Origin of the sequence: Streptomyces sp. NPDC048278, from assembly GCF_040652195.1 — a bacterium.
GTDB lineage: Bacteria > Actinomycetota > Actinomycetes > Streptomycetales > Streptomycetaceae > Streptomyces.
On sequence record NZ_JBEZLP010000037.1, the window covers coordinates 33,126 to 56,920 of the forward strand.

General features: G+C 71.6%; 18 protein-coding genes. 11 read left to right on the forward strand and 7 right to left on the reverse strand.

Annotated features, from left to right (window positions below; translation table 11 throughout):
* Positions 1-43: 43 nt before the first annotated feature.
* From AB0D74_RS41180 to AB0D74_RS41195, 4 genes are all read left to right on the forward strand, one after another.
* On the forward strand, positions 44-883 hold the full coding sequence (locus AB0D74_RS41180; RefSeq protein WP_362598945.1) for a TIM barrel protein: 840 nt from the start codon (positions 44-46) through the stop codon (positions 881-883).
* A gap of 108 nt (positions 884-991) precedes the next feature.
* Positions 992-1,885: a 2-hydroxy-3-oxopropionate reductase gene (locus tag AB0D74_RS41185; protein WP_362598947.1), complete on the forward strand. Its 894-nt coding sequence runs from the start codon at positions 992-994 to the stop codon at positions 1,883-1,885.
* A 106-nt stretch (positions 1,886-1,991) separates the two neighbouring features.
* Complete coding sequence (locus tag AB0D74_RS41190) at positions 1,992-2,207, forward strand: hypothetical protein (RefSeq protein WP_362599056.1); 216 nt, start codon at positions 1,992-1,994, stop codon at positions 2,205-2,207.
* Between the two features lie 369 nt (positions 2,208-2,576).
* On the forward strand, positions 2,577-2,819 hold the full coding sequence (locus AB0D74_RS41195; RefSeq protein ID WP_362598949.1) for a hypothetical protein: 243 nt from the start codon (positions 2,577-2,579) through the stop codon (positions 2,817-2,819).
* 199 nt (positions 2,820-3,018) lie between these two features.
* Here AB0D74_RS41195 and gcl read toward each other — a convergent pair whose 3' ends face one another.
* Positions 3,019-4,803, reverse strand: coding sequence for a glyoxylate carboligase (gene gcl, locus AB0D74_RS41200; protein ID WP_362598951.1), 1,785 nt, complete (start codon positions 4,801-4,803; stop codon positions 3,019-3,021).
* A 221-nt stretch (positions 4,804-5,024) separates the two neighbouring features.
* On the opposite strand from gcl, the gene AB0D74_RS41205 reads away from it, so the two are divergent.
* Positions 5,025-5,708, forward strand: a complete 684-nt coding sequence (locus AB0D74_RS41205) for a hypothetical protein (RefSeq protein WP_362598953.1) — start codon at positions 5,025-5,027, stop codon at positions 5,706-5,708.
* A 64-nt stretch (positions 5,709-5,772) separates the two neighbouring features.
* Here the strand turns inward: AB0D74_RS41205 and AB0D74_RS41210 are convergent, their stop codons facing one another.
* Positions 5,773-7,380 carry an AMP-binding protein gene (locus AB0D74_RS41210; protein ID WP_362598955.1) on the reverse strand — a complete coding sequence of 536 codons (1,608 nt, stop codon included), beginning with the start codon at positions 7,378-7,380 and terminating at the stop codon, positions 5,773-5,775.
* Positions 7,377-9,050, reverse strand: coding sequence for an AMP-binding protein (locus AB0D74_RS41215; RefSeq protein WP_362598957.1), 1,674 nt, complete (start codon positions 9,048-9,050; stop codon positions 7,377-7,379). The genes AB0D74_RS41210 and AB0D74_RS41215 overlap by 4 nt, the downstream gene beginning before the upstream one ends.
* 128 nt (positions 9,051-9,178) lie before the next feature.
* Here AB0D74_RS41215 and AB0D74_RS41220 point away from each other — a divergent pair, with 128 nt between their 5' ends.
* From AB0D74_RS41220 to AB0D74_RS41230, 3 genes are all read left to right on the forward strand, one after another.
* Positions 9,179-10,018, forward strand: coding sequence for a LuxR C-terminal-related transcriptional regulator (locus tag AB0D74_RS41220; RefSeq protein WP_362598959.1), 840 nt, complete (start codon positions 9,179-9,181; stop codon positions 10,016-10,018).
* A gap of 143 nt (positions 10,019-10,161) precedes the next feature.
* Entirely contained in the window at positions 10,162-12,963 is a 2,802-nt protein-coding gene (locus tag AB0D74_RS41225; RefSeq protein ID WP_362598961.1) for an AAA family ATPase, read from the forward strand.
* A gap of 204 nt (positions 12,964-13,167) precedes the next feature.
* Complete coding sequence (locus tag AB0D74_RS41230; protein ID WP_362598963.1) at positions 13,168-13,959, forward strand: serine protease; 792 nt, start codon at positions 13,168-13,170, stop codon at positions 13,957-13,959.
* A gap of 337 nt (positions 13,960-14,296) precedes the next feature.
* On the opposite strand, the gene AB0D74_RS41235 is transcribed toward AB0D74_RS41230, so the two are convergent.
* Positions 14,297-15,451, reverse strand: coding sequence for a winged helix DNA-binding domain-containing protein (locus tag AB0D74_RS41235; protein ID WP_362598965.1), 1,155 nt, complete (start codon positions 15,449-15,451; stop codon positions 14,297-14,299).
* A gap of 192 nt (positions 15,452-15,643) precedes the next feature.
* Between AB0D74_RS41235 and AB0D74_RS41240 the strand changes: the two genes are divergently transcribed.
* The 3 genes from AB0D74_RS41240 (at position 15,644) to AB0D74_RS41250 (ending at position 20,097) form a co-directional block, all read left to right on the forward strand.
* Positions 15,644-16,828 carry a magnesium and cobalt transport protein CorA gene (locus tag AB0D74_RS41240; RefSeq protein WP_362598967.1) on the forward strand — a complete coding sequence of 395 codons (1,185 nt, stop codon included), beginning with the start codon at positions 15,644-15,646 and terminating at the stop codon, positions 16,826-16,828.
* A 271-nt stretch (positions 16,829-17,099) separates the two neighbouring features.
* On the forward strand, positions 17,100-18,209 hold the full coding sequence (locus AB0D74_RS41245) for an SGNH/GDSL hydrolase family protein (RefSeq protein WP_362598969.1): 1,110 nt from the start codon (positions 17,100-17,102) through the stop codon (positions 18,207-18,209).
* Positions 18,210-18,885: 676 nt separating this feature from the next.
* Positions 18,886-20,097, forward strand: coding sequence for an aminotransferase class I/II-fold pyridoxal phosphate-dependent enzyme (locus tag AB0D74_RS41250; RefSeq protein WP_362598971.1), 1,212 nt, complete (start codon positions 18,886-18,888; stop codon positions 20,095-20,097).
* A gap of 171 nt (positions 20,098-20,268) precedes the next feature.
* On the opposite strand, the gene cynS is transcribed toward AB0D74_RS41250, so the two are convergent.
* The 3 genes from cynS to AB0D74_RS41265 form a co-directional block, all read right to left on the reverse strand.
* A complete protein-coding gene (gene cynS / locus AB0D74_RS41255) occupies positions 20,269-20,715 on the reverse strand; it encodes a cyanase (protein WP_362598973.1) in 447 nt (148 codons plus the stop codon).
* A gap of 182 nt (positions 20,716-20,897) precedes the next feature.
* Complete coding sequence (locus AB0D74_RS41260) at positions 20,898-22,058, reverse strand: NAD-dependent formate dehydrogenase (RefSeq protein WP_362598975.1); 1,161 nt, start codon at positions 22,056-22,058, stop codon at positions 20,898-20,900.
* Between the two features lie 313 nt (positions 22,059-22,371).
* Positions 22,372-23,769 (reverse strand): short-chain fatty acyl-CoA regulator family protein, encoded by a 1,398-nt coding sequence (locus tag AB0D74_RS41265; RefSeq protein WP_362598977.1) that lies wholly within the window; start codon positions 23,767-23,769, stop codon positions 22,372-22,374.
* Positions 23,770-23,795 lie beyond the last annotated feature (26 nt).

Consider the following 23,795-nt stretch of genomic DNA (forward strand, 5'->3'; position numbering starts at 1 on the left):
ATTTGATCGCACCCACTAGGCAGCGGAAGGGAGCGCGACCCGCATGGGATGTGCAGAGCAGCGCTTCAACGTCAACCTGTCGATCCTCTTCACGGAACTCCCGCTCCTGGAGCGCCCGGCAGCCGCCGCCGCGGCCGGCTTCACGGCGGTCGAGCTGTGGTGGCCCTGGGTCGACTCCCCCACCCCCGCGCGCTCCGAGCTGGACGCGCTGAAGCGGGCGGTCGAGGACGCGGGCGTCCGGCTGACGGGCCTGAACTTCTACGCCGGACAGCTGCCCGGCCCCGACCGGGGCGCCCTGTCGGTTCCGGGCGCGGAGTCCGAGCGGTTCCGCGCCAACATCGACGTGGCGGCAGGCTTCGCCCAGTCGCTCGGCTGCACGGCGCTCAACGCCCTGTACGGCAACCGCGTCGACGGCGTGGACCCGGCCGAGCAGGACGCGCTGGCCCTGGAGAACCTGGCGCTCGCGGCGCGCGCGGCGGACCGGATCGGCGCGGTCCTGCTGATCGAGGCGCTCAACGAGCCCGAGTCGCCGCGGTACCCGCTGGTGTCGGCCCCGGCCGCCGTCGCGGTGGTCGACAGGGTCAACGAGGCCACCGGACTCGGCAACGCGCGCTTCCTGATGGACCTCTACCACCTGTCCATGAACGGCGAGGACCTCCCGTCGGTGATCGAGCGGTACGCCTCGAAGACCGGCCACGTCCAGATCGCCGACAACCCCGGCCGCGGCGCCCCGGGCACGGGGACGCTGCCGCTGGCGGACCTCCTCGACGGGTTGCGGAAGGCCGGGTACGACGGCTGGGTGGGCCTGGAGTACAAGGCGGGCGACCGCCCGAGCGGGGACGCCTTCGGCTGGCTGCCGATGGAACAGCGCGCCGCGCGTTGATGTGACCGTCCCGGGGGCTGCCGCCCCCGGACCCCCGCTTCGCCCTTCGGCCTCGTCCTCAATCGCCGGACGGGCTGTCTGATTGCCGCATCAAGAGAGGCACCCCCTATGAGCAGCACCCTCCCCAAGATCGCCTGGATAGGCCTCGGCATCATGGGCTCCCCGATGTCCGAGAACCTGATCAAGGCGGGTTACGACGTCACCGGCTTCACGCTGGAGCAGGACAAGCTGGACCGGCTGGCCGCCGCCGGCGGCACCGCGGCCGGCTCGATCGCCGCGGCGGTGCGGGACGCGGACGTGATCGTCACCATGGTCCCCGCGTCGCCGCAGGTCGAGGCCATCGCGTACGGTCCGGACGGCATCCTGGAGAACGCGCGGTCCGGCGCGCTCCTGATCGACATGTCGTCCATCACCCCGCAGACCTCGGTCGACCTGGCGCAGGCGGCGCGGGACCGGGGCATCCGCGTGCTCGACGCGCCCGTGTCCGGCGGTGAGGCCGGTGCCGTCGAGGCCGTGCTCTCCATCATGGTCGGCGGCGAGCAGGCCGACTTCGACAGCGCGAAGCCCGTCTTCGAGGCGCTGGGCAGGACCATCGTGCTGTGCGGTCCGCACGGTTCCGGCCAGACGGTGAAGGCCGCCAACCAGCTGATCGTCGCCGTGAACATCCAGGCGTGCGCCGAGGCCGTGGTCTTCCTGGAGAAGTCCGGCGTGGACCTGACGGCCGCGCTGGACGTACTCAACGGTGGCCTGGCCGGTTCGACCGTGCTGACGCGGAAGCGGGACAACTTCCTCAGCCGCGACTTCAAGCCGGGCTTCCGCATCGACCTGCACCACAAGGACATGGGCATCGTCACGGACGCGGCCCGCACCGTGGGCGCCGCCCTGCCCGTCGGCGCCGTGGTGGCGCAGCTGGTCGCGTCCCTGCGCGCCCAGGGCGACGGCGGCCTGGACCACTCGGCACTGCTGCGCGCGGTGGAGCGCCTCTCCGGCGCGCAGGTCTGAGCCGCACCCCCTGACTTCCGGGCGGCGCCGGCACCGACAACTGTCCTGTCGCGCCCAGGTGCCGGCGCCGCCCGGAAACCACGTCAACGATCAGGGAAGGTCCACGATGTCGCAGCGCGCGCTCACCACCGAGTCCGGCGCCCCGGCCGCCGACGCCCACGGCAGCGGCGGATACGGCCACTTCGGACGGGCACGCTCCCCCGAGGCCCCGCGCCAGGCGACCTGGCCGAGGGGCGCCCGCGGCACCCCGGCGTCGTACCGCCCCATGAACGGCTACGGCTCGCGCGCCTGCCGGCGGACGCGCGCCGAGGCCGAGGACTGACCCCACGAACTGACCCCACGAACGGCCCGCGGCGGCCGACCGGCCCGGATGAGGGATGGCCGGTCGGTGTCGGCACGCGGGCGGGGCGAGGACCGCGGCGGCGTGCGAGCCAGTGCGGTGGTGAAGGAACCGAGCGCCCTTCTCGACCAGAGGGAAGGACGCCCCGGCTCCGTCGCACCCGCCGCGGTCCCAGCCACACCCCCCTTGAGCCCCGTCCGGCGGCGCGAACGTCCTGTCGCGCCCAGCCTCGCGCCGTCGGACGGCCACAACGGCACAGAGCCCCACGGGCTCGTCGAGCGCCGGACGCGGAACCGCCCGCGTCCGGCGCTTCGGCGTGCGTTTCCCTCCCCGCCGCAGGAGCCTGGTGGCATGACTGCACATCCACCGACCGAGTTCCCGCACATCGTCGTGCACGCCCCGGCGCTGGACGGCTCCCGGCGGGTCACCGAGGGCGAGGTGACCCTGGGGATCGCCTCGCACCTCGACGACGTGATCGAGATCCTGCGGCTGGCCGACCTGGACCGGATCGAGGTCGAGGAGAGCGACCTCATCGATTGGCAGGGCGGCGGCCCGGACGACTGGCCGGGGCTGACCGAGCACCCCGAAAGCTGAGATACCAGGACGAACGGACCGGCCGATCCTCAAATCAAGCTCTGAACTCCGTTCAGCATGCTTCAACCGCCCCAGTCAGGGGGCATATTCACGTCACACGGTGCCCGCCGGCACGGGGGCGGCGGGCACCGAGTCGTCGACAACGCGGAGCGGGCGGCCCATCCTCTCGGATGGACCGCCCGCTCCCGTCTGCGTCGGCTCAGACCTTCAGCGTCCTGACCGACGTCGGCGCGTGCCCCGGCTCGGTCGCGATCTCCTCGAACTCGACGACGTTCGAGATGTCGTTGGTGGTCGACATGGAGATGTTGGTGACCCGCTCCAGGATCGCCTCCACGACGACCGGCACCCGGTGCTCGGCGGCCAGCTTCTTGGCCTGCTCGAAGGCCGCGCCCAGCTCCGCCGGGTCGGTCACCCGGATCGCCTTGCAGCCCAGGCCCTCGGCGACCTTGACGTGGTCGACGCCGTAGACGCCCAGCTCGGGCGAGTTGATGTTCTCGAACTCCAGCTTGACCTGGAAGTCGATGTCGAACGCCCGCTGCGCCTGCCGGATCAGGCCCAGGTAGGAGTTGTTGACCAGGACATGGATGTACGGGATCTTGTGCTGCGCGCCGACCGCGAGCTCCTCCAGCATGAACTGGAAGTCGTAGTCCCCGGAGAGGGCGACGACGGACGCCTCCGGGTCGGCCTTGGCCACGCCCAGCGCGGCCGGGACCGTCCAGCCGAGCGGGCCCGCCTGGCCGCAGTTGATCCAGTGCCGGGGCCTGAAGAGGTGCAGCATCTGGGCGCCGGCGATCTGCGAGAGGCCGATCGTGGAGACGTACCGGGTCTCCGGGCCGAAGGCCTTGTTCATCTCCTCGTAGACGCGCTGCGGCTTGATCGGGATGTCGTCGAAGTGGGTACGGCGCTGGAGGGTCGCCCTCTTCTCCTGCGCCGAGGCCGCCCAGGAGGAGCGGTCCGGCAGCCCGCCGGTCGCCTTCAGCTCCAGCGCCACCTCGACGAACAGCTCCAGGGCCGCCTTCGCGTCGGAGGCGATGCCGTAGTCGGGGGCGAAGATCCTGCCGATCTGGGTGGGTTCGACGTCCACGTGGACGAAGGTGCGGCCGGCCGTGTAGACGTCCAGCCGGCCGGTGTGGCGGTTGGCCCAGCGGTTGCCGATGCCGAGGACGAAGTCGGACTCCAGGAAGGTCGCGTTGCCATAGCGGTGCGAGGTCTGCAATCCCACCATGCCGGCGTTCAGCTCGTGGTCGTCGGGCAGGACGCCCCAGCCCATCAGGGTCGGGACGACCGGCGTGCCGGTCAACTCGGCGAACTCGACGAGGAGTTCGGCGGCGTCCGCGTTGATGACCCCGCCGCCCGCGACGATCAGCGGACGCTCGGACGCGTTCAGCATCCCGATCGCCTTCTCGATCTGGGCGCGGGTGGCGGCCGGCTTGTAGACCGGCAGCGGCTCGTACGTGTCCGGGTCGAACTCGATCTCGGTGAGCTGCACGTCGATCGGCAGGTCGATCAGGACCGGGCCGGGCCGGCCGGAGCGCATCAGGTGGAAGGCCTGCTGGAAGACGCCCGGGACCTGCGCCGCCTCCAGCACGGTGACCGCCATCTTCGTGACCGGCTTGGCGATCGAGGCGATGTCGACGGCCTGGAAGTCCTCCTTGTGGATCACCGCGGTCGGGGCCTGGCCGGTGACGCAGAGGATCGGGACGGAGTCACCGGTGGCCGAGTACAGGCCGGTGATCATGTCGGTGCCGGCCGGTCCGGAGGTGCCGATGCAGACGCCGATGTTCCCGGGGTGCGTACGGGTGTAGCCCTCGGCCATGTGCGAGGCGCCCTCGACATGGCGGGCGAGGGTGTGCTGGATGCCGCCGGAGGCCTTGAGCGCCGCGTAGAAGGGGTTGATCGCCGCGCCGGGCACACCGAACGCGTCGGTGACGCCCTCGCGCTTGAGGATCTCAACTGCCGCGCGGGCAGCGGTCATACGAGCCATCGAGAACTCCTGCTTTCGGCTGTCGGATGCCTGCTCCCGTCGCGCCCCGCGGTGAGCACTGCCTCAGTTTTTCCGCAGTAGATTTCCGTATTACGGAAACTAACTTCTACTATCTGAAATCAATGTAGGTGTGGTGACGAACGTCGTCAAGGGACGGACAACCGGGCCCCGGCGGGAGCACCATGGGACGGCTGAACCGACGCGATGCCTGAGGTGGGGCCATGTCCGAGAGCGTGCCGGTGCGCTGTCCGGCCTGTCGGCGCGAGCACGTCTACACCGCGCCGTCGTACCCGTGCGCCTGCGGCGCGCCGGTCGCCCCGAGCCTCGACGGCACGGCCGGGCCGACGCCGGTGGCGCACCGCGCCTGGGACGCGGACTGGGTGACGGTGAGCTGCGGCTCCTGCGGCCGGCGGGACCAGTGGCCGCAGCCGGAGCTGGGCTGCCCGTGCGGGGCGGTGCTGCGCATCGCGGTCACCGGCGGCGTGTCCGCGCCGCCGGCGGAACCCGGGCCCGGACCCGACCCTCGGGCCGCCTTCCACCCCGTGACGATCCGGACCGCCCGGGACGCGGTCACCGCGGCGGTGCTCTACCTGCGCTGGCTGGGCTACCGGGACATACGGCGGGCCGACCAACGGCCGCCGTCCGGCATCGGGCTGGCCGCGCGGGGGCTGGTGGCCCAGGTGGACCCGACCGTGCAGCCGGCCTCGCTGCGGGACGTGGAGTGCCTGTGGCTGACGGCGATGACGGAGGACTCGGGGTGCGTGTACTTCTCCCTTGCGGGGTTCGCCGAGGAGGCACGGGAGCGGGCCGACGCCTTGGGGGTGCCGTTGTTCGTGCTTGACTTCACGGGGACGCCTCAGCCGGTGAACGGGCCCGCGGATGAGCTGCGCGGTTCAGGTGCGTGAGCCGGCTGCGGGCCGGTGGGGGCTGGTCGCGCAGTTCCCCGCGCCCCTTTCGGGGCGCTGACACTTACGGGGCGCTGTAGGTCTCCCTCAGTTCGATCTTGCGGACCTTTCCCGAGACCGTCATCGGGAAGTCGGTCAGGATCCGGATGCGGCTCGGGATCTTGTAGTGGGCCAGGCGGCCCTCGCAGAAGGTGCGGAGTTCGTCCAGGGTGGGCGGGGCGGCCGGGTCGTGCGGGATGACGCAGGCGAGGACCTCCTCGCCGTACCTCTCGTGCGGCACCCCGACCACCTGGACGTCCCGGATCTTGGGGTGGGCGTAGAGAAACTCCTCGATCTCGCGCGGGTAGATGTTCTCGCCGCCCCGGATGATCATGTCCTTGATGCGGCCGACGATCTCGACGTACCCGTCCTCGCGCATCATCGCCAGGTCGCCGGTGTGCATCCAGCGCCCGGGGTCGACGGCCTCCGCCGTCCGCTCGGGCTCGTTCCAGTAGCCGAGCATCACGCTGTAGCCGCGGGTGCACAACTCGCCTGCGGTGCCCCGCGGTCGGGTGACCCCGGTGGCCGGGTCGACGACCTTGACCTCCAGGTGCGGCAGCACCCGGCCGACGGTGCCGGTGCGGTGTTCCAGGTCGTCCTCGATCCGGGTCTGGAGCGAGACCGGGGACGTCTCCGTCATGCCGTAGCAGATGGAGACCTCCGCCATGTGCATCTCGGCGACCACCCGTTTCATCACCTCGACCGGGCAGGGCGAGCCCGCCATGATGCCGGTGCGCAGGGTGGAGAGGTCGTACGACCCGAAGTCGGGGAGGTTCAGCTCGGCGATGAACATCGTCGGGACGCCGTACAGCGAGGTGCAGCGCTCCTGCTGGACCGCCTCCAGGGTGGCCTTCGGCTCGAAGGACGGGGCCGGGATCACGATGCAGGCGCCGTGCGAGGTGGCCGCCAGGTTGCCCATCACCATGCCGAAGCAGTGGTAGAAGGGCACCGGGATGCAGATCCGGTCCTGCTCGGTGTAGGCGATCGACTCCCCCACGAAGTAACCGTTGTTGAGGATGTTGTGGTGGGAGAGCGTGGCGCCCTTCGGGAAGCCGGTGGTGCCCGAGGTGTACTGGATGTTGATGGGGTCGTCGCAGGACAGCTCGGCCGCGCGAGCCGCCAGTTCGGGGGCCCTGTCGGCACCGCCGCGGGCGGTCAGCGCGTCCCAGCCCGGGTCCCCGATATAGACGGTCTCCCGCAACTCGGGGCACCTGCCGCGTACTTCCTCCACCATCGCCCGGTAGTCGCTGGTCTTGTGCCGCAGCGAGGCGAACAGCAGGGAGATCCCTGCCTGGTTGAGGACGTACTCGACCTCGTGGGTACGGTAGGCCGGGTTGATGTTGACCATGATCGCGCCGATCCGGGCGGTGGCGTACTGCACCAGCACCCACTCGGCGCAGTTGACCGCCCAGATGCCCACCCGGTCGCCCTTGGCGACCCCGCTCGCCAGCAGCCCGTACGCCAACCGGTCGACGTCGGCGGCGAATTCGGTGTAGGTCCAGCGCCGGCCGGTCGGTACGTCCACCAGCGCCTCGCGGTCCGGCCAGGCCGCGACCGCCCGGTCGAGGTTGGCGCCGATGGTGTCGCCGAGCAGCGTGGTGGCGCTCGTGCCGTGCGTGTACGACGAGGTCACCGGAAGTCCTCCTCACGGTACTCGCCGGCCGAGCCGGCGGCCGTGGCCTCGCGCAGCTCGATCCGGCGGATCTTCCCGGACACGGTCTTCGGCAGCGGGGCGAACTCCAGCCGCCGGACCCGCTTGTACGGTGCCAGGACCTGCCGCGAGTGCTCGAAGAGCACCTTCGCGGTGTCCGGGCCCGGCTCCCAGCCCGCCGCCAGGACGATGTAGGCCTTGGGCACGGCGAGCCGCAGGTCGTCCGGCGCGGGCACGACGGCCGCCTCGGCCACCGCCTCGTGTTCGAGGAGCGCACTCTCCAGTTCGAACGGACTGATCTTGTAGTCGGACGCCTTGAACACGTCGTCGGCGCGGCCGACGTAGGTGATGTAGCCGTCCTCGTCCCGGGAGCCGATGTCCCCGGTGCGGTAGTAGCCGCCGGCCATCGCCTCCGCCGTGCGGTCGGCGTCCCCGTGGTAACCGGTCATCAGGCCCACCGGCCGCGCCGCGAGGTCGAGCGCGATCTCGCCCTCCACCGCGCCGGGCGCGCCGCTGACCGGGTCCAGGAGCTCCACCCGGTAGCCGGGGCTCGGACGCCCCATGGACCCGGTCTTCAACTGCTGCCCCGGGCTGTTGGAGACCTGCACGGCCGTCTCGGTCTGCCCGAACCCGTCCCGGATGGTGATGTGCCAGGCGCGCCGTACCTGCTCGATCACCTCGGGGTTGAGCGGCTCGCCCGCCGCGACGACCTCGCGGGGCGGGACCGCGAGCTGGCCGAGATCCGCCTGGATCAGCATGCGCCACACCGTCGGCGGGGCGCAGAAGGACGTCACCCCGTGCCGGTCCATCTCGGCCATCAGCCGGCCCGCGTCGAAGCGCGAGTAGTTGTGGATGAAGACGGTCGCCTCGGCGTTCCAGGGCGCGAACAGGTTCGACCAGGCGTGCTTGGCCCAGCCCGGCGAGGAGATGTTCAGGTGCACGTCACCGGGCTTGAGGCCGATCCAGTACATGGTGGCCAGGTGCCCGATGGGGTACGAGGTGTGGGTGTGCTCGACCAGCTTGGGGTGGGCGGTGGTGCCCGAGGTGAAGTAGAGCATCAGCGGGTCGTCGGCCAGAGTCGGCCCGTCCGGCACGAAGTCGGCGGAGGCGACGTACGCGTCCTCGTACGCCTCCCAGCCCGCCACCGGCACCCCGCCCACCGCGATCCGGGTGTACCGCCCCGGCACCTCGTCGAACTTGGCCGCGTCCTCGGCCCGCACGAGCACGTGCTTCACCCGGCCCCGGTCGACGCGGTCACGCAGGTCGGCCGGGCCGAGCAGCGGGGTGGCCGGGATGACGACGGCCCGCAGCTTCATCGCGGCCAGCGCGGTCTCCCACAGCTCGGCCTGGTTGCCGAGCATGACCAGGATGCGGTCCTCCGGCTCGACACCCCGCGCGCGCAGGTGGTTCGCGACCCGGTCGGAGCGCTCGGACAGCTCGGCGAAGGACAGCTTCGTCTCGCCGCCGTCCTCCTCGACGATGTGCAGGGCGGTGCGGTCGTTGCCCTCGGCGATGACGTCGAACCAGTCCAGCGCCCAGTTGAAGTGGTCCGGGCGCGGCCAGGCGAAGCCCTCGTAGGCCGTGGCGTAGTCCGCACGGTGTTCCAGCAGGAAGTCCCGTGCCCTGCGGAAGTCCTCCGTCGCACTCGTCATACGCGTCTCCTTCAGTACCGGACCATTGCCGGGCGGCTCTCTGGCATCGTGTAATCCGTGATGCAGGTCTCACTACCCCCGAACGGGGGTGTGGACAGCACGAGGCCGGGGTCGAAGGGGCAGGACAGGTGGCAGCAGAGGTCGCGGGGGCGGTGGAGATACGTGGTGCGCTGTCCAGACTCCGGCGCACCACCGGGCTTCCGATCGCCTTCGGCGGGCTGGTCGAGGCGGGCCGGACACTGGTCCGGATCAGCGAGCTGACCGGCACCAACACCGCGTCGCTGCGCTCGCTCGCGGTCACCTCGGGCAACGGCCTGGGCGGCAGGGCGGTCGCCCTGGCCCGCCCCTGCGCGGTCGTCGACTACTCGGCCTCACAGCAGATCAGCCACGAGTACGACATCCCGGTGGCCGCCGAGGGCCTGCGTTCGGTGCTCGCGGTGCCGGTGGTGGTACGGCGCCGGGTGCGGGGCGTGCTGTACGGCGCGCTGCGCACCGCCCAGCCGCTGGGCGACCGCACGCTGGGCGCTGCGGTGGCGGCGGCCCGGGACGTGGAGCAGGCGCTGGTCGTGCAGGACGAGGCCAGAGGGCTGCTGGCGGCGGCGCGGCCGGAACCGGCCGTCGTGGGCGACCCGGGGACCGCCTGGGAGCAGGTGCGGGAGGCGCATGCCGCGCTGCGGGCCCTGGCGCCGCGGATCGCCGACCCGGAGCTGCGTGCCGAACTGCTCGCCGCCTGCGGGCTGCTGACCACGCCGGCGCCGGTTCCGGCGGCCGAGGCGGTGCTGGCGCCCCGGGAGCTGGACGTGCTGGCGTGCGTGGCGGCCGGGGCGACCAACGCGGCCGTGGCCGAGCGGCTGGGGCTGCGGCCCGAGACGGTCAAGGGCTATCTGCGCTCGGCGATGCGGAAGCTGGGCGCGCACACCCGGGGGGAGGCGGTGTCGGCGGCTCGTCGGACGGGGGTGTTGCCATAGCGGAGGGGACCCATTCCATTCATGCGCACGCGCTGTGAATTGCCATATGCGAAGCCCCTGTTATTTCCCTCACGACGTCGTTCGGCCGAATTTCAGGGTTCATTGCCTAGAATTTGGCCCGGACACGACACACGAGGGGAGCGGTGACCGTGCGACGGGACTTCCAGGAGCCTGCCCGATGCCGCCCCGACCTGGTCATCGGCCGGGCGGAGCTGTTCACGGCCGCCCGGGAGCAGCTCTCCTCGGGGGGCAGCGTCCTCCTGCACGGGCCCGCCGGAATAGGAAAATCCACGGTCCTGCGGGCGCTGGACGCGGAATACGCCGGTAGCGCCCGCACCGTGTTGCGCTGCTCGGCCACCGAGTCCGAATCCCACCTTCCGTTCCTCGCCCTCGCCGACCTCTTCGGCCTGGTCCTCGACGACGTCTCCGCCCACCTGCCCGGCGCCCAGCGCACCGCCCTGGAGTCGGCGCTCACCGGCCGCGGCGAGTCCACCCTCCAGCGCGACGGCCTCGCCCTGCGCCTCGCCGTGCTGTCCACGCTGCGCGTGCTGGCCGCCGAGGGGCCCGTACTGATCGTCGCCGACGACCTCCAGTGGCTGGATCCGGCCAGCGCCGAACTCCTCGGCTTCGCCGCCCGCCGGCTCGGCGGCACCCCGGTCCAACTGCTCAGCGCGGTCCGCACGGAAGGCCAGGAGTACGACCGTCACCTACGCGCGTCGCCCCCGGACACCGTCGCCGTCCGCCTCGGCGCGCTCAACCGCAGGCAGGTCTCCGAGCTCCTCGACCACCGCGGCCACACCGGGCTGACCCGCTCCACGGTCCGTGAGATCCACCGCACCAGCGGCGGCAACCCCCTCTTCGCCCTGGAACTCGGCCGCGCCCTCGCCGAGAACCCGACCCCGCCCCGCCCCGGCGAGCCGCTGCCGGTGCCGACCTCGCTGCGCGCCCTGGTCCTCAGCCGCCTCGACATGCTCTCCGTCGAGGCCCGCCGCACCCTGCTGGTGGCCAGCGCCGGCGCCCGCCCCACCCAGGCCCTGCTGCACGCGGCCGGCCGGGAGAACGCCGAGGCCGAGTGCGCCCAGGCCGCCGAACTGGGGCTGCTGGCCACCGAGCCTGAGGGTCCCGCCGTACGGTTCGCGCACCCCCTCATCTCCGCCGCGCTGTACGCCGAGGCGCCCGCGCAGGAGCGCCGGGCCGCGCACGCGGCGCTGTCCACGGCCGCCTCCGACCCGATCGAACGGGCCCGGCACCTGGCCCTGGCCACCACCGGTACCGACCCCGAGGTCGCCGACCGGCTCGCCGAGGCCGCGACCGAGGCCCGGGACCGGGGCGCGCCCTCGGTGGCCGCGCAGATCGGCCTGCTCGCCGCCCGCCACACCCCCGGCGACCATACGCCCACCCCGGACGAGCGCCGGCTCCAGGCGGCCGAGGACGCGACCAGCGCGGGCGAGATCGACCTCGCCCAGGACATCGCCCGCGAGGTCCTCACCCACGCCACCCGTCCGGCGGACCGGGTGCGGGCCTGGATCCTGGTGATCGACTCCGCGGGCCACACCATGACCGAGGTCGACGCGGCCTTCCCGCACGCCCTCGCCGACGCCGGCGAGGACCCGCGGCTGCTCGGCAAGGTCCACTACCAGCTGGCCTGGCGGGCGCTGATCGTGGGCGGCGACTTCACCGAGGCCCGGCAGGCGGCGGCGCACTCCGCCGACCTCGCGGCCGTGGGCGGCGACCGGCGCACCGAACTCCTCGCGCTCTCCCTCCAGGCCCAGGTCGAGACCCTGATGGGGCATCCGGCGGCGCCCGCCACCATCAAGCGCGCCCTGAAGGAGCCCCAGGACCCGAACGTGGCCTGCCACCACAACGGGGCGGGCAGCGCCAGATTCCGCTGGCTGGTGATGGGCGACCAGCTGGCCGAGGCGCGGGCCACCGTCACCGCGCTCCTGCGCGAGGTGCGCCGGCGCGGGCAGGTGGAGAGCGAGGTGCACTTCCTGCGCGGCCTCGCCGAGACCGAGCTGCGCTCCGGGCACTGCGGCCGGGCCCTCGACCTGGCCCGGGAGGGCCTGCACCTCGCCCACGACTCCGGGATCGGCGAGACCGCCTCCGCGATGCTCACCTCGCTGGCCGAGGCGTCCGGCGGCGACGTGGACCGGGGCCTGGCACTGGCCAGGGAAGCGGTGCAGCACGCCGAGCAGGACGGCGACACCATGTACCTGTCCCGGGCCCTGGGCGCCCTCGGATACGCCCAGTTGGTGGCAGGCGACCCGGCGGGCACGGTCCGCTCGCTGCGCCGGGTGCGGGAGCTGGAACAGAGCCTCGGCATCACCGACCCGGCCCGTGGCCGCTGGCAGGGCGACCTCGCCGAAGCACTCGTCCGGGTGGGTGAACCGGCCGAGGCGCAGGACGTCATCGACGTCACCCGGGAACACGCGCTCAGACTCGGCCGGGAGAGTGTCCTGGCCGCGCTGGACCGGGCCGAGGCGCTGGTCCGGGCCGCGCACGGGGAACGCGAGGCGGCCGTCACCCTGCTGACCTCGGCTCAGGACCGGTTCGCCAAACTGGGCCACGGCCTGGAGGAGGCGCGGGCCGCGTTCGCGCTGGCGACGCTGCGCGACAGGCGCTCCGCCACGGCGTTCGACGAGGCCACCCGGCTGTTCCGGCGGTGCCGGGCGCTACCGTGGCTGCGGCAGGTGGACGAGGCCGTCTCCGCACCGGAGCCGCCGGTCGAGCCGCCGGCCGCGCTCGACGCCCTGGACGGTCTTGCCGCGATGGAGCGTCAGGTCGCCGCGCTGGTCATGGAGGGGGCCACCAACCGGGAGATCGCCGCCCGGCTGTTCATCAGCGTCAAGACGGTCGAGGCCACGCTCACCCGGGTCTACCGCAAGCTGGGCATCCGATCGCGCGTGGACATAGTCCGTTTGGCGGCAGGGCGACGCGCGAAGTGAGAGCGCTCCCGGTTAACTGAGGCGGACCGAGGGTTTTCCCTCCCCCATCCCCCTAGGGGGTTCCCTCATTGGGAGGGTGGGGTTCCGGGTCCTAGCTTATGGATGTGCCGCTCGCCCGGGCATACGGGGGTCGGTCCCGCGACCCCCGTGCTGCACCCCCCACACCCGCGCGACCCCCACCGGCAACCCCCACTGAGGAGACTCATGTTCGGGCACCACCGCGCAAGAAAGTCCGCCGCAGTTCTGGTGGCCACCGCCGCCGCGGCGGCGACCGCGCTGATCGCGTCCCCCACCGCGTCAGCCGCCCCCCAGCCGATCGTCGGCGGAACGACCACCACGACGACCGCGTACCCGTTCATGATGCAGATCACGGACGCGTCCGGCAGCCAGTTCTGCGGCGGCACCCTGGTGTCGGCCACCAAGGTGGTGACGGCCGCCCACTGCATGGAGGGCGAGTCGACGAGCAGCGTCCGCGTGGTCGGCGGTCGCACGTACCTCAACGGCACCAACGGCACGGTCAGCAAGGTCAGCAAGATCTGGATCAACCCGGACTACACGGATGCCACCAACGGCGACGACGTCTCCGTCCTGACGCTGTCGACCGCGATGTCGTACACCCCGGCGTCGTACGTGACGTCCTCCCAGACGAGCGTGTACGCGGCCGGCACCACGGCCCGCATCCTCGGCTGGGGCACCACCTCGGAGAACGGCAGCTCCTCCAACCAGCTGCGGACCGCGACCGTCCCGATCGTGTCCGACTCCAGCTGCAAGAGCTCCTACGGTTCGGACTTCGTCCAGACCGACATGGTTTGCGCCGGATACACGTCCGGCGGCGTAGACACCTGCCAGGGCGACAGCGGCGGTCCCCTGCTCATCGGGGGCGTCCTGGCAGGGATCACTTCCTGGGGAGAGGGGTGCGCGGAGGCGGGTTACCCGGGTGTCTACACCCGGCTGACCACCTTCTCGGACCTGGTGACCGCGCAGGTTAACTCGTAACCAGAAGACCTCCCGAGGTTCCCTCGGGTGAGTGACCAGGGGGCGTTGCGGGCTTCCACGAGCAGCCCGCAGCGCCCCCTATCCACGTCCCGGCCCGGCTGCTCGTCAGCGGCGAGTGTGCCCGCGGCACCCCAGCTGCCGGCCGTCCGCGCGGGGCAGCGCCCCGAAGGGGCGCGGGGAACTGCGCGACCAGCCACGACGGCGCGGCAGACGGCTGACGGCAGACGGCAGACGGCTGACGGCAGACGGCAGACGGCAGACGGCAGACGGCAGACGGCAGACGGCATGCACCAGACAACACAACGCGGCACCCCCGCGGAGCGCTTGGCCGTGTTCGTCACCCGCCCTGCGCCACGACGGCCCCGAACCGGATGCCGTACCGCTCGCCGGGATGCAAAGCGGCCAGCATCCGCTCGCCCTCCTCCGCGATCGCGGCCCGCTCCGCCGCCTTACCCCCCGCTGCCCCGAAGGTCTCGACGACCAGGGCGCCCTCCGCCAGCTTCCACACCCCCGCAAGGAATCCGTCGACGAGCAGCGTGCGATGGGCCTGGTTGCCCTGCCAGGCGCGGCCCCGGTACTCGGCCGGGACGACACGGGTGCGGTCGGCGTGCGAGAGGAGAAGGTTGTCGAACTCGGGGAGGAAGCGGGGCGGGGCCGGGGTCCCGGGATCGGGGCGGGGCGCGTCGGGGAGGTCGAAGAGCTCGGTGCCGGTCTCGTCCCGGAAGGTGAGGAGACGGGGCCGCAGCCGTTCGAAGGCCGCGCGGAGCCGGGTCAGTCCGGCCCAGGTCTGCATGTCCCTGACGGAGGCCGGACCGAAGGCGGCCAGGTAGCGCAGAACGGCGGAGTCCGTGGCAGCCGCGGCCTCGGGGGTAGGCACGGCGTCAGGGGTGGGCGCCGGTTCGGCGGGGCGGCGGCCGAGCCAGTGCTCGGCGGTGGTGAGGGCGACCTGCCCGGACCGGCCCCACAGCCCGCGCGGGGTGACCTGGACGAGGGGCAGGGTGCAGCGGGCGGCGACGGCGAGGGAGTGCGGGTCGGCGTCCGGCCACTCGGCGCGCAGCGCCTCCCGCAGCCCGGCCATGGTGCGCGGCTCGGCCTCGACCAGCTCCCGGGCGAGCGCGGCGAGCCGGTCCAGTTCGACACCGGCCAGCCCCTTGCGGAAGGCGGTCAGTTCACGGGTCCGGGCGGGCTGGACCAGCGGGCGCAGGGTCAGCGCGTCGGCGGCGGTGTGGGTGTGGATGGTCGAGCGGAGGGTGACGATCCGGACCACCTCACGGTCGGCCATCAACCCGGACAGCTGCTCGGGGACGAAGCCGTCGAGGCGGGCGGCGAGGGCGTAGTACGGCGGCTTGACGTTCTGCGCCTGGAGGCCGACGAGGTGCGCCACGGCGTCCTTCGCGGACCGCGGTGAGCGGCGCAGCAGGAGCTGACGGTCGAGGGTGGCGCGGTTGAGGGCACGGGTGCCGAGGACCGGGCCGGACGGCTGCTTCGTCATACCGGGCACGCTAACCCCGAACGAGGACAGATCCTGTCCGCATCTCTCACCGAATCCCGATCGCGGTTCCCTCCGCCGGGCCCGTATGCCCCGTATATCCTGCGACGAGACTCACCGATCACGCGTGATCACTCGGACCACGCGGGTCACACAGCTCACGCCGATGCAGGCTCCACCGAGAGGCGGCCCGCGATGTCCGAGCGACGCCCCAGCCCGGTCTCGAAGAACGCCGCGAACGGCAGGAACGGCCGCGGCACCAGAAGGTCCGTCTGGCGCCGCGCCCAGTCGCAGGAGCAGGACGGCACGGCCGCGCCGCCGACGCCCGGGTCCGCGCCGGGCGGGGAGTCCGCCGAGCCGCCGAGCATCGTGGAGGCGGCGCTGTACAGCGACGGGGTGCGGGTGTCGACACCGGCGACCCTCGCGGAGACGTACCGCGAACTGCGCGACACGCCCTCGGGCATGGCCTGGATCGGCCTGGCCCGCCCGACTTCGGACGAACTCCTCTCCCTGGCCAGCGAGTTCGACCTGCACCCGCTCGCGGTCGAGGACGCGATGGAGGCCCACCAGCGGCCGAAGCTGGAGCGGTACGGCGAGACGCTCTTCGTCGTCCTGCGTGCCGCCCGCTACCTGGACGCGCCGGAAGAGGTCGACTTCGCCGAGCTCCACGTCTTCGTGGGACCCGACTTCGTGATCACGGTCCGGCACGGCGCGGCCCCGGACCTCTCGGCGGTCCGCCGCCGCATGGAGGACTCCCCCGACCTTCTCAAACTCGGCCCGGAGGCCGTCCTCTACGCGATACTCGACGCGGTGGTCGACGGCTACGCACCGGTCGTCGAGGGCGTCCAGAACGACATCGACGAGATCGAGACCGAGGTCTTCCGCGGCGACCCGTCCGTGTCCCGCCGCATCTACGAACTCTCCCGCGAGATGGTCGAGTTCCAGCGTGCGACCCGCCCCCTCGTCGGCATGCTGCACGGCCTGATGGCCGGCTTCACCAAGTACGAGACCGACGAGGAACTCCAGCGCTACCTCCGCGACGTCGCCGACCACGTCACCCACATCAGCGAACGCGTGGACGGCTTCCGCCAGGCCCTCACGGAAATCCTCACGGTCAACGCGACCCTGGTCACCCAGGAACAGAACGCGGAGATGCGGGCGTTGGCGGAGGCAGGCTTCGAACAGAACGAGGAGATCAAGAAGATCTCCTCCTGGGCCGCCATCCTCTTCGCCCCGACCCTCGTCGGCACGATCTACGGCATGAACTTCCGGGAGATGCCGGAGCTGCACTGGGTACTCGGATACCCCTTCGCGATCATCCTGATGGCGATCGTATGCACCAGTCTGTACTTCATCTTCAAACGGAAGGACTGGCTCTGAGTAACTGACCGCCCCCTCCTCGACGCCACCGGCCGGCCCCTCGCGAAGCCAAAACGCCAAGGAGGGATGCAGCAGTGTTGCGCCCCTCTCTGTTTGCGGGTCTTGCTGATCGTCGCCGTCCCGGGTTGGCCACCCGGCGCACTCACCGTGGTCCAGAACTCAGCCCAATACGGGCGGGTGGTTTACCCGGTGCGCCCGTCCGGCGATGACATGCTCTCGCCTACCTTCATTCCGTAGTCGCACGACTACTCCGAGTGAATGGAGAGCGCGGATGCGTTCGACGTCCATGGGCCGACTGGCGGCCCTCGTCCTGCCGGCCCGTCCTGGGGGAGCCATGCGGCACCCCGTCTCCCGCCTGCGCACGAGAGCACTGGCCGTGGGTCTCACGCTGGCGGTGTCCGCGCTGGTGCCTTCGGTCTCCGCTGGTGCGGCTGATCACTATCGGTGGGCCGCGCTGGGTGACTCGTATACCGCCGGCGGGTTCGTCGGAACCCCGCAGCCCCCGCTGGGCGATGCGGCGCGGGACGGCTGTGACCGTACCAGCGACGCCTACCCCGGTGTGGTCGAGCGGGAGCTCGACGAGTTCCCGCCGGGCAAGCCCGTCCACCTGACCAACGTCAGCTGCGGCAACGCCACCATCGCCGACATCGCCGATGCCAAGCAGACGCCGATCAGCCCGGTCCAGCCGCCCGCCGGTGGGTGGACCGCGGTGGACCCGCAGATCCAGCGGGCGAAGCTCAACGACCAGACCGACATCGTGACCATCGGCGTCGGCGGCAACAGCCTGCCGTTCGGCGGCATGCTCCTCAAGTGCCTCGAACTGGGCGCCACACCCGGCAAGTCCTGCCGCGAGCACTACACCAGTCCTCCCGAGGGGGAGGAGAGCATCCAGGACAAGCTCGCCAGGGTCCAGGACGAGTACATCGAAATGCTGGCCAAGGTGCACCAGGCCGCACCCAACGCGAAGGTGATCACCGTCGGCTATCCGGCGGTCCTGCCGCAGGAGGGCACTGCCTGCAACCGCCTCTCCCTCACCGAGCTGGGCGCGATCAAGCACGCCGACATCGACTGGCTCCGCGACGACGTCCTCAAGCCGCTGAACAGCACGATCCAGCGGGTCACCTCGTTCTTCGGCGACCGCTACGTCGACGTCTACTCCTCCAGCGTGGGCCACGACGCCTGCCAGCCCGCGGGCACCAAGTGGGTCGAGGGAATCTGCGGCGACGCCGCGGACTACTGGCCCGCCAAGCTCGCCGGCACCCTGCTGAACTGCGCTCCCATCAACAAGCGTGTCACCCTGGTCCACCCCAATGCCGCGGGTTACGCCAACACCGCCGCCCACGTCGAACGAGCCATCCGCATCGCCCTCCTCGACCACTGACCAACGGCCCCGAACCCGACACCAGAGCCACGGCCCCCGCTCGGAAACACGGCCCGGAACACCTGGCCGACCAGCACAAACGCCGTGGCGGGCGACCACGGGTTTGATGCCTCGTTTCCACAACAGACGGCAGTACTCGTTGAAACCGTAGCCCCGGTCGGCGTACAGCCGCCGGGGCCTGCGGCGGAGACGGCCCCGTAGGCCCCGTACCGGCCCCGTAGGCCCCGTACCGGCGCCGTAGGCCCCGTACCGGCGGCACCGCGTCCAGCAAGGGCAGGAGCCAGGCGACACCGGTCCGCAGCACCTACCACGATGGTTGTGCGGGGCACGGCGATCACGCCGGCGACACCCCGGCCGAGGTCTCTCCGGCCGTGGGCTGTCCGGAAGGCCGCGACAGCTGCCGCATCGGCCTGGCGGACGGGCAATTCATCGGCATCAGGGCAGCGTTGGCCCAGTTCCGCGGCATCAACCTGTAGGGACACCCCTTCGAGTGATCGTTTCTGCGTCAGGACGGCGCGCTTTCAGCCATAGGGCCAGGTGAGGACATACGCCAGACATGGCAGGGCGGTATCGAGGGGAATCCTCGGAGTTGATCAAGAGGCGGCCAGGCCGTAGAACTCCCCCTGCACAGCAACATCCCTGAGGCGCACTCACCGACCAGCCCAAAGGCTTTGCCATGCCCTCTTCCTGTAACGCCGTCGGCGGCGAACTCCCCCTGATGACCAGCGTGACGGCCTGGGAGGACCGGGTTCGACACTGGGGCCGCCACCTCTTCCGCGACCGGCCGACACCGCGACCGGGCGACGTGATCCTCTTCAGCAACGACTACCTGGCCCTCTCCCGCCACCCCCGCGTGGTGGGCGCCCAGCAGCAGGCCCTCGCGGAGCACGGCACCGGCATGATGATGTCCGGGGTGTTCGTCCTCGACAGCGATCCGCAACGGCGCTTCGAGGAGGACATGGCCGACTTCCTCCAGGCGCCGGCCGTCGTAGCCTGTCAGTCCGGGTGGGACGCCAATGCCGGTCTGCTCCAGGCCCTGCTCGGCCCACAGCCCGAAGGGCACCCCGTCTACGTCGACCTGCTCGCCCACGCCTCGCTCTGGGCGGGGAGCAACGGCACCGGCTGCGCCCTGCACCCCTTCGTCCACAACGACACGGGCCACCTGGAACGGCTGATGGCCCAGCACGGCCCTGGCACCGTCTGCATCGACACGCTTTACAGCACCACCGGCGACGTCGCCCCTCTCGCCGAGATCGTCGCGCTCTGCCGCCGCCACGGCTGCGCCCTGGTCGCCGACGAGTCCCACGCCCTCGGCGTGCACGGCCCTCTCGGCAACGGCCTCGCCGTCGAACTCGGGCTGCACGAGCACATCCCGTTCCGCACCGCCAGTCTCGCCAAGGCCTTCGCCGGTCGGGCCGGGATCATCGCCTGTGACCAGCGGGTCGCCGACTGGCTGCCGTTCCACTCGCTCAACGCCATCTACAGCTCCACGCTGCTGCCCCAGGACATCGCCGGCCTGCACGCCGCCCTGCACGTCATCCGCACCGACGACGTGCGCCGCAAACGCCTGTGGACCGTCACCGACCGGCTGCACGCAGCCCTGCGGGAAGCCGGCTGCGACACCCGCCCCAGCGCCGGTCCGATCCTTCCGCTGCACGCCGGCCCGGACGCCAACCTCGCCGAGATCCAGCACCACCTGGACGAACGAGGCATCCTCGGCGCGGCGTTCCTGCCGCCCACCACCCCCCGCAACCGCGCGATCCACCGGCTCACCGCCCACAGCGAACTCACCGACGAGCAGATCAACCGGGTGGCCGAAGCGTGCGCGGGCATCGCCCACCTGATCCGCCCCCGCCCCCAGACCCGCCGCACCCCCAAACCCACCTGACCCCGAACGCCCCCCCGTTCACCACAGGCCGGCAGCTCCACAGAACCCGCGAGGCGCGAAAGCCGGCTCTCCGGCCAATGCACCCGACGCATCGCCTTCGTACTCCGGCATCGCGCATGCCAGCCTGCTGTGCTCCGGCAGCGCACCAACGCGCCGCTGTCGCGGGGGTACTCACTCCCACTGGTAGGGCAGGTACTTTCCGTCGAGGGTGACGACGACCCGGTCGCCCGCGGGATCGGGAACACGCCGGACGTCGAGCCGGAAGTTGATCGCGCTCATGATGCCGTCACCGCACTGCTCGTGGATGAGCTCCTTGATGGTGGGACCGTAGACCTGGACGATCTCGTAGAACCGGTAGATCGTGGGGTCCACGGGGACGGCAGCGTCCAGAGCTCCCCTGGTCGGCTGGAGCTGGAACGCCACTGCGGCGTCCTCGCCGAGCTCCAGCAGCGCCGCCGCTGTGGCCGCCTCCTCCCTGCCCATCGGGTGCTGACCGAGCAAGGCCGCCGTGGTCCAGGCCAGCGGCTTCCCCACCGCTTCGGCCAGCTGAGCCCACGTGACCCCGGTCGTCACCTTGGCCTGGCGTACGGCGTCGGCGGCTTCCTGCTTGCTGAGCATGTGTACCTTCCTTGACGACGGTCGCCCTGTCGAGGTTACTGCGGTATCGCCTGGTTCGGATGGAAGTCCACGTCGGTGGGGGCCGGGGCCGGAGTGGAGGCCACTGCCCGAGTGTGGCCTCCACCGGTCATGCCCGGGCCGTGGAACCCGTCACCCCGTCACCCCGTCACCCCGTCACCCCGTCACTTCGTGACCGAGTACGAGTGCGCGCCCGTTCCCGCCAGGGCACCGCCGTCGACGATCAGGTACTCGTCGCGGATCGGGCGGCCCGCCAGCCACGACTCCAGGATCTCCCGGGTCCCTGCGGCGTAACGGGCCTGCGCGGACAGGGAGGAGCCCGAGATGTGCGGGGTCATGCCGTGGTGCGGCATGGTCCGCCAGGGGTGGTCGGCGGGGGCGGGCTGCGGGTACCAGACGTCTCCCGCGTAGCCCGCCAACCGGCCGCTGCGCAGCGCCCGGTCGACGGCGTCCCGGTCGACGATCTTCGCGCGGGCCGTGTTGATGAGGTAGGCCCCACGCTTCATCGTGGCCAGCAGCTCGTCGCCGAACAGGCCCTCGGTCTCGGGGTGCAGCGGGGCGTTGACGGTGACGACGTCGCAGTGCGGGACCATGTCGGCCGTGCTCTCGTGCCAGACCAGGCCGAGCTCGCGCTCGACGTCCTCGGACAGCCGGTACCGGTCGGTGTAGTGCAGCTTCACGTCGAAGGGCGCGAGGCGCCGCAGGACGGCGAGACCGATACGGCCGGCGGCCACCGTGCCGACGTGCATACCCTCCAGGTCGTACGACCGGCTCACGCAGTCCGCGATGTTCCAGCCGCCGTCCAGCACCACCTGGTGGGAAGGCAGGTAGTTGCGGACCAGCCCGAGGATCATCATCACGACGTGTTCGGCGACGCTGATGCTGTTGCAGTACGTCACCTCGGCGACCGTCACGCCGTGCGCGATGGCGGCGTCGAGGTCGACGTGGTCGGAGCCGATGCCCGCGGTGATCGCCAGCTTCAGGTTCGGCGCGGCGGCGATCCGCTCCGGGGTGAGGTACGCCGGCCAGAACGGCTGCGAGATCACCACGTCCGCGTCGGCCAGCTCACGGTCGAAGACCGACCCCGCGCCGTCCTTGTCGGAGGTGACGACCAGGGTGTGGCCGGCCTTCTCCAGGAAGGACCGCAGGCCGAGTTCGCCGGAGACACTGCCGAGAAGGTGGCCCGGGGTGAAGTCGACGGCCTCGGGGGTCGGGGTGCTCTGGCCGCCGGGGTAGTGGTCGATGACGGGAAGGTCGTCGCGCGCGTACTCGGTGGGGTATCCGTCGGTCGGGTCGTCGTACAGAACACAGAGCACCTTGGCCATGTCGCGGCTCCTCAACTGGCGTTGCGGGAAGGTGCCGTTCACGATCCTCCGGGTCGTTCGCCCAGGTCAAAGCGTTCCTCACTATGACCGGATAGACCGCTTCTATCAGCCGCGTCCACCCAGACAGGAGTCGAACAGCTCGTCCAGGTCGTCACGCACCCCCCGCACCCCGTCGGGCACGCCGAACATGTCCCGCCACGCATGTGCCTGCCTCACCCCCGTCCTGGCCGGCGAGCCCGACCACCGCGACGGGATACGGACCGACGACGAACGGGCCGCGAACACCACGCACGCGTTCCCGAACCCAGGACGGTCAGACCGGGCGTTCGGTCACGGGGTACGGCACGAACGTGCTGGTGTTCTGGTCGATGCGCAGCGGCCGGCCGAGGGGTGGTGCGCCGCGCTGGGGGCAGTCGAGGCGTTCGCAGACCCGGCAGCCCATGCCGATGGGGGTGGCGACCGAGGTGCTGGCGAGGTCGAGGCCGTCGGCGTAGACGAGGCGGTGGGCGTGGCGGATCTCGCAGCCCAGGCCGATGGCGAAGGTCTTGCCGGGTTCGCCCCAGCCGCCGCGGTGCCGGGTGACGGCGCGGGCGGTCCACAAGTAGCGCTGCCCGTCGGGCATTTCGGCGATCTGGACGTGGATGCGGCCGGGGGCGGCGAACGCCTCGTAGACGTTCCAGAGGGGGCAGGTGCCGCCGGCGCGGGAGAAGTGGAAGCCGGTCGCGGACTGGCGCTTGGACATGTTGCCGGCGCGGTCGACGCGGACGAAGGAGAAGGGTACGCCGCGCAGCCGGGGGCGTTGGAGGGTGCTGAGGCGGTGGCAGACGGTCTCGTAGCCGAGGCCGTGGCGGTCGGTGAGGAGTTCGATGTCGTAGCGGGCCTCCTCGGCCGCCGTGTGGAAGGCGGTGTACGGGAGGATCAGCGCGCCGGCGAAGTAGTTGGCGATGCCGATGCGGGCCAACGCGTGGGTGGGGGTGCCGGGTTGGAAGTCCTCGGCGGCCTGGCGGTCGAGTTCGTCGCCGTATTCGAGCAGGGCGAGTTGGGTGGCCATCCGGAAGGCGCGCTGGCCGGGGCGGAGCCGGGTGGAGAGGTGGAGGGTGCGGGTCGGCTCGTCGTAGTGGTGGAGGCGTTCGCCGGGTTCGGCGGCCAGCCGGATGCCGTGGTGGTCGGCGAGGCGGGTGGTGAGGACGCGGAGGACGTCGCCGGGGCGTACGGCGATCTCGCGGGCGAGGTCCTCGGCCGCGAGGTCGGTGTCGTGGAGGTAGTTCTGGCGGCGGTAGAAGAAGTCGCGGATCTCCTCGTGCGGGGAGCGGGGCTGGTCGGGGTCGGTGCCCCGGGTGTCCGCGAGGTGTTCGGCGAGGCGCTGGTTGCGGCGGCCGAGGTCGACCAGGACCTGGGCGACGCCGGGCAGCCGGGTCGCGAGATCGCTGAGGTCGGCCGGGGAGACGCGGGCGTCGGTGAGTTCCCCGGCCAGCGCCTCGCGGAGGTCCGCGACCAGCCGGGTCGTGTCGCGCGCGGAGAAGAAGCCCGGGTCGACGCCGAACGCCTCGGTCAGACGCAGGAGGACGGGCACGGTCAGCGGGCGGGAGTCGTGCTCCATCTGGTTGAGGTAGCTCGGCGAGATGGCGAGGACCCGGGCGAGTTCGGCCTGGCTCATCCCGCGTTCCTCGCGCAGTCGGCGCAGGCGGGCGCCCGCGTAGGTCTTGCTCACCGCGTTCCTCCGTGTCCGGGATGTGG

What these genes read in the sequence shown, in the direction of transcription:
- AB0D74_RS41180 (WP_362598945.1), top strand. Translation starts at nt 44, where the DNA reads ATGGGATGTGCAGAGCAGCGCTTCAACGTCAACCTGTCGATCCTCTTC.
- AB0D74_RS41185 (WP_362598947.1), top strand. Translation starts at nt 992, where the DNA reads ATGAGCAGCACCCTCCCCAAGATCGCCTGGATAGGCCTCGGCATCATG.
- AB0D74_RS41190 (WP_362599056.1), top strand. Translation starts at nt 1,992, where the DNA reads ATGTCGCAGCGCGCGCTCACCACCGAGTCCGGCGCCCCGGCCGCCGAC.
- AB0D74_RS41195 (WP_362598949.1), top strand. Translation starts at nt 2,577, where the DNA reads ATGACTGCACATCCACCGACCGAGTTCCCGCACATCGTCGTGCACGCC.
- gcl (WP_362598951.1), bottom strand. Translation starts at nt 4,803, where the DNA reads ATGGCTCGTATGACCGCTGCCCGCGCGGCAGTTGAGATCCTCAAGCGC.
- AB0D74_RS41205 (WP_362598953.1), top strand. Translation starts at nt 5,025, where the DNA reads ATGTCCGAGAGCGTGCCGGTGCGCTGTCCGGCCTGTCGGCGCGAGCAC.
- AB0D74_RS41215 (WP_362598957.1), bottom strand. Translation starts at nt 9,050, where the DNA reads ATGACGAGTGCGACGGAGGACTTCCGCAGGGCACGGGACTTCCTGCTG.
- AB0D74_RS41230 (WP_362598963.1), top strand. Translation starts at nt 13,168, where the DNA reads ATGTTCGGGCACCACCGCGCAAGAAAGTCCGCCGCAGTTCTGGTGGCC.
- AB0D74_RS41235 (WP_362598965.1), bottom strand. Translation starts at nt 15,451, where the DNA reads ATGACGAAGCAGCCGTCCGGCCCGGTCCTCGGCACCCGTGCCCTCAAC.
- AB0D74_RS41240 (WP_362598967.1), top strand. Translation starts at nt 15,644, where the DNA reads ATGTCCGAGCGACGCCCCAGCCCGGTCTCGAAGAACGCCGCGAACGGC.
- AB0D74_RS41245 (WP_362598969.1), top strand. Translation starts at nt 17,100, where the DNA reads ATGCGTTCGACGTCCATGGGCCGACTGGCGGCCCTCGTCCTGCCGGCC.
- AB0D74_RS41250 (WP_362598971.1), top strand. Translation starts at nt 18,886, where the DNA reads ATGCCCTCTTCCTGTAACGCCGTCGGCGGCGAACTCCCCCTGATGACC.
- cynS (WP_362598973.1), bottom strand. Translation starts at nt 20,715, where the DNA reads ATGCTCAGCAAGCAGGAAGCCGCCGACGCCGTACGCCAGGCCAAGGTG.
- AB0D74_RS41260 (WP_362598975.1), bottom strand. Translation starts at nt 22,058, where the DNA reads ATGGCCAAGGTGCTCTGTGTTCTGTACGACGACCCGACCGACGGATAC.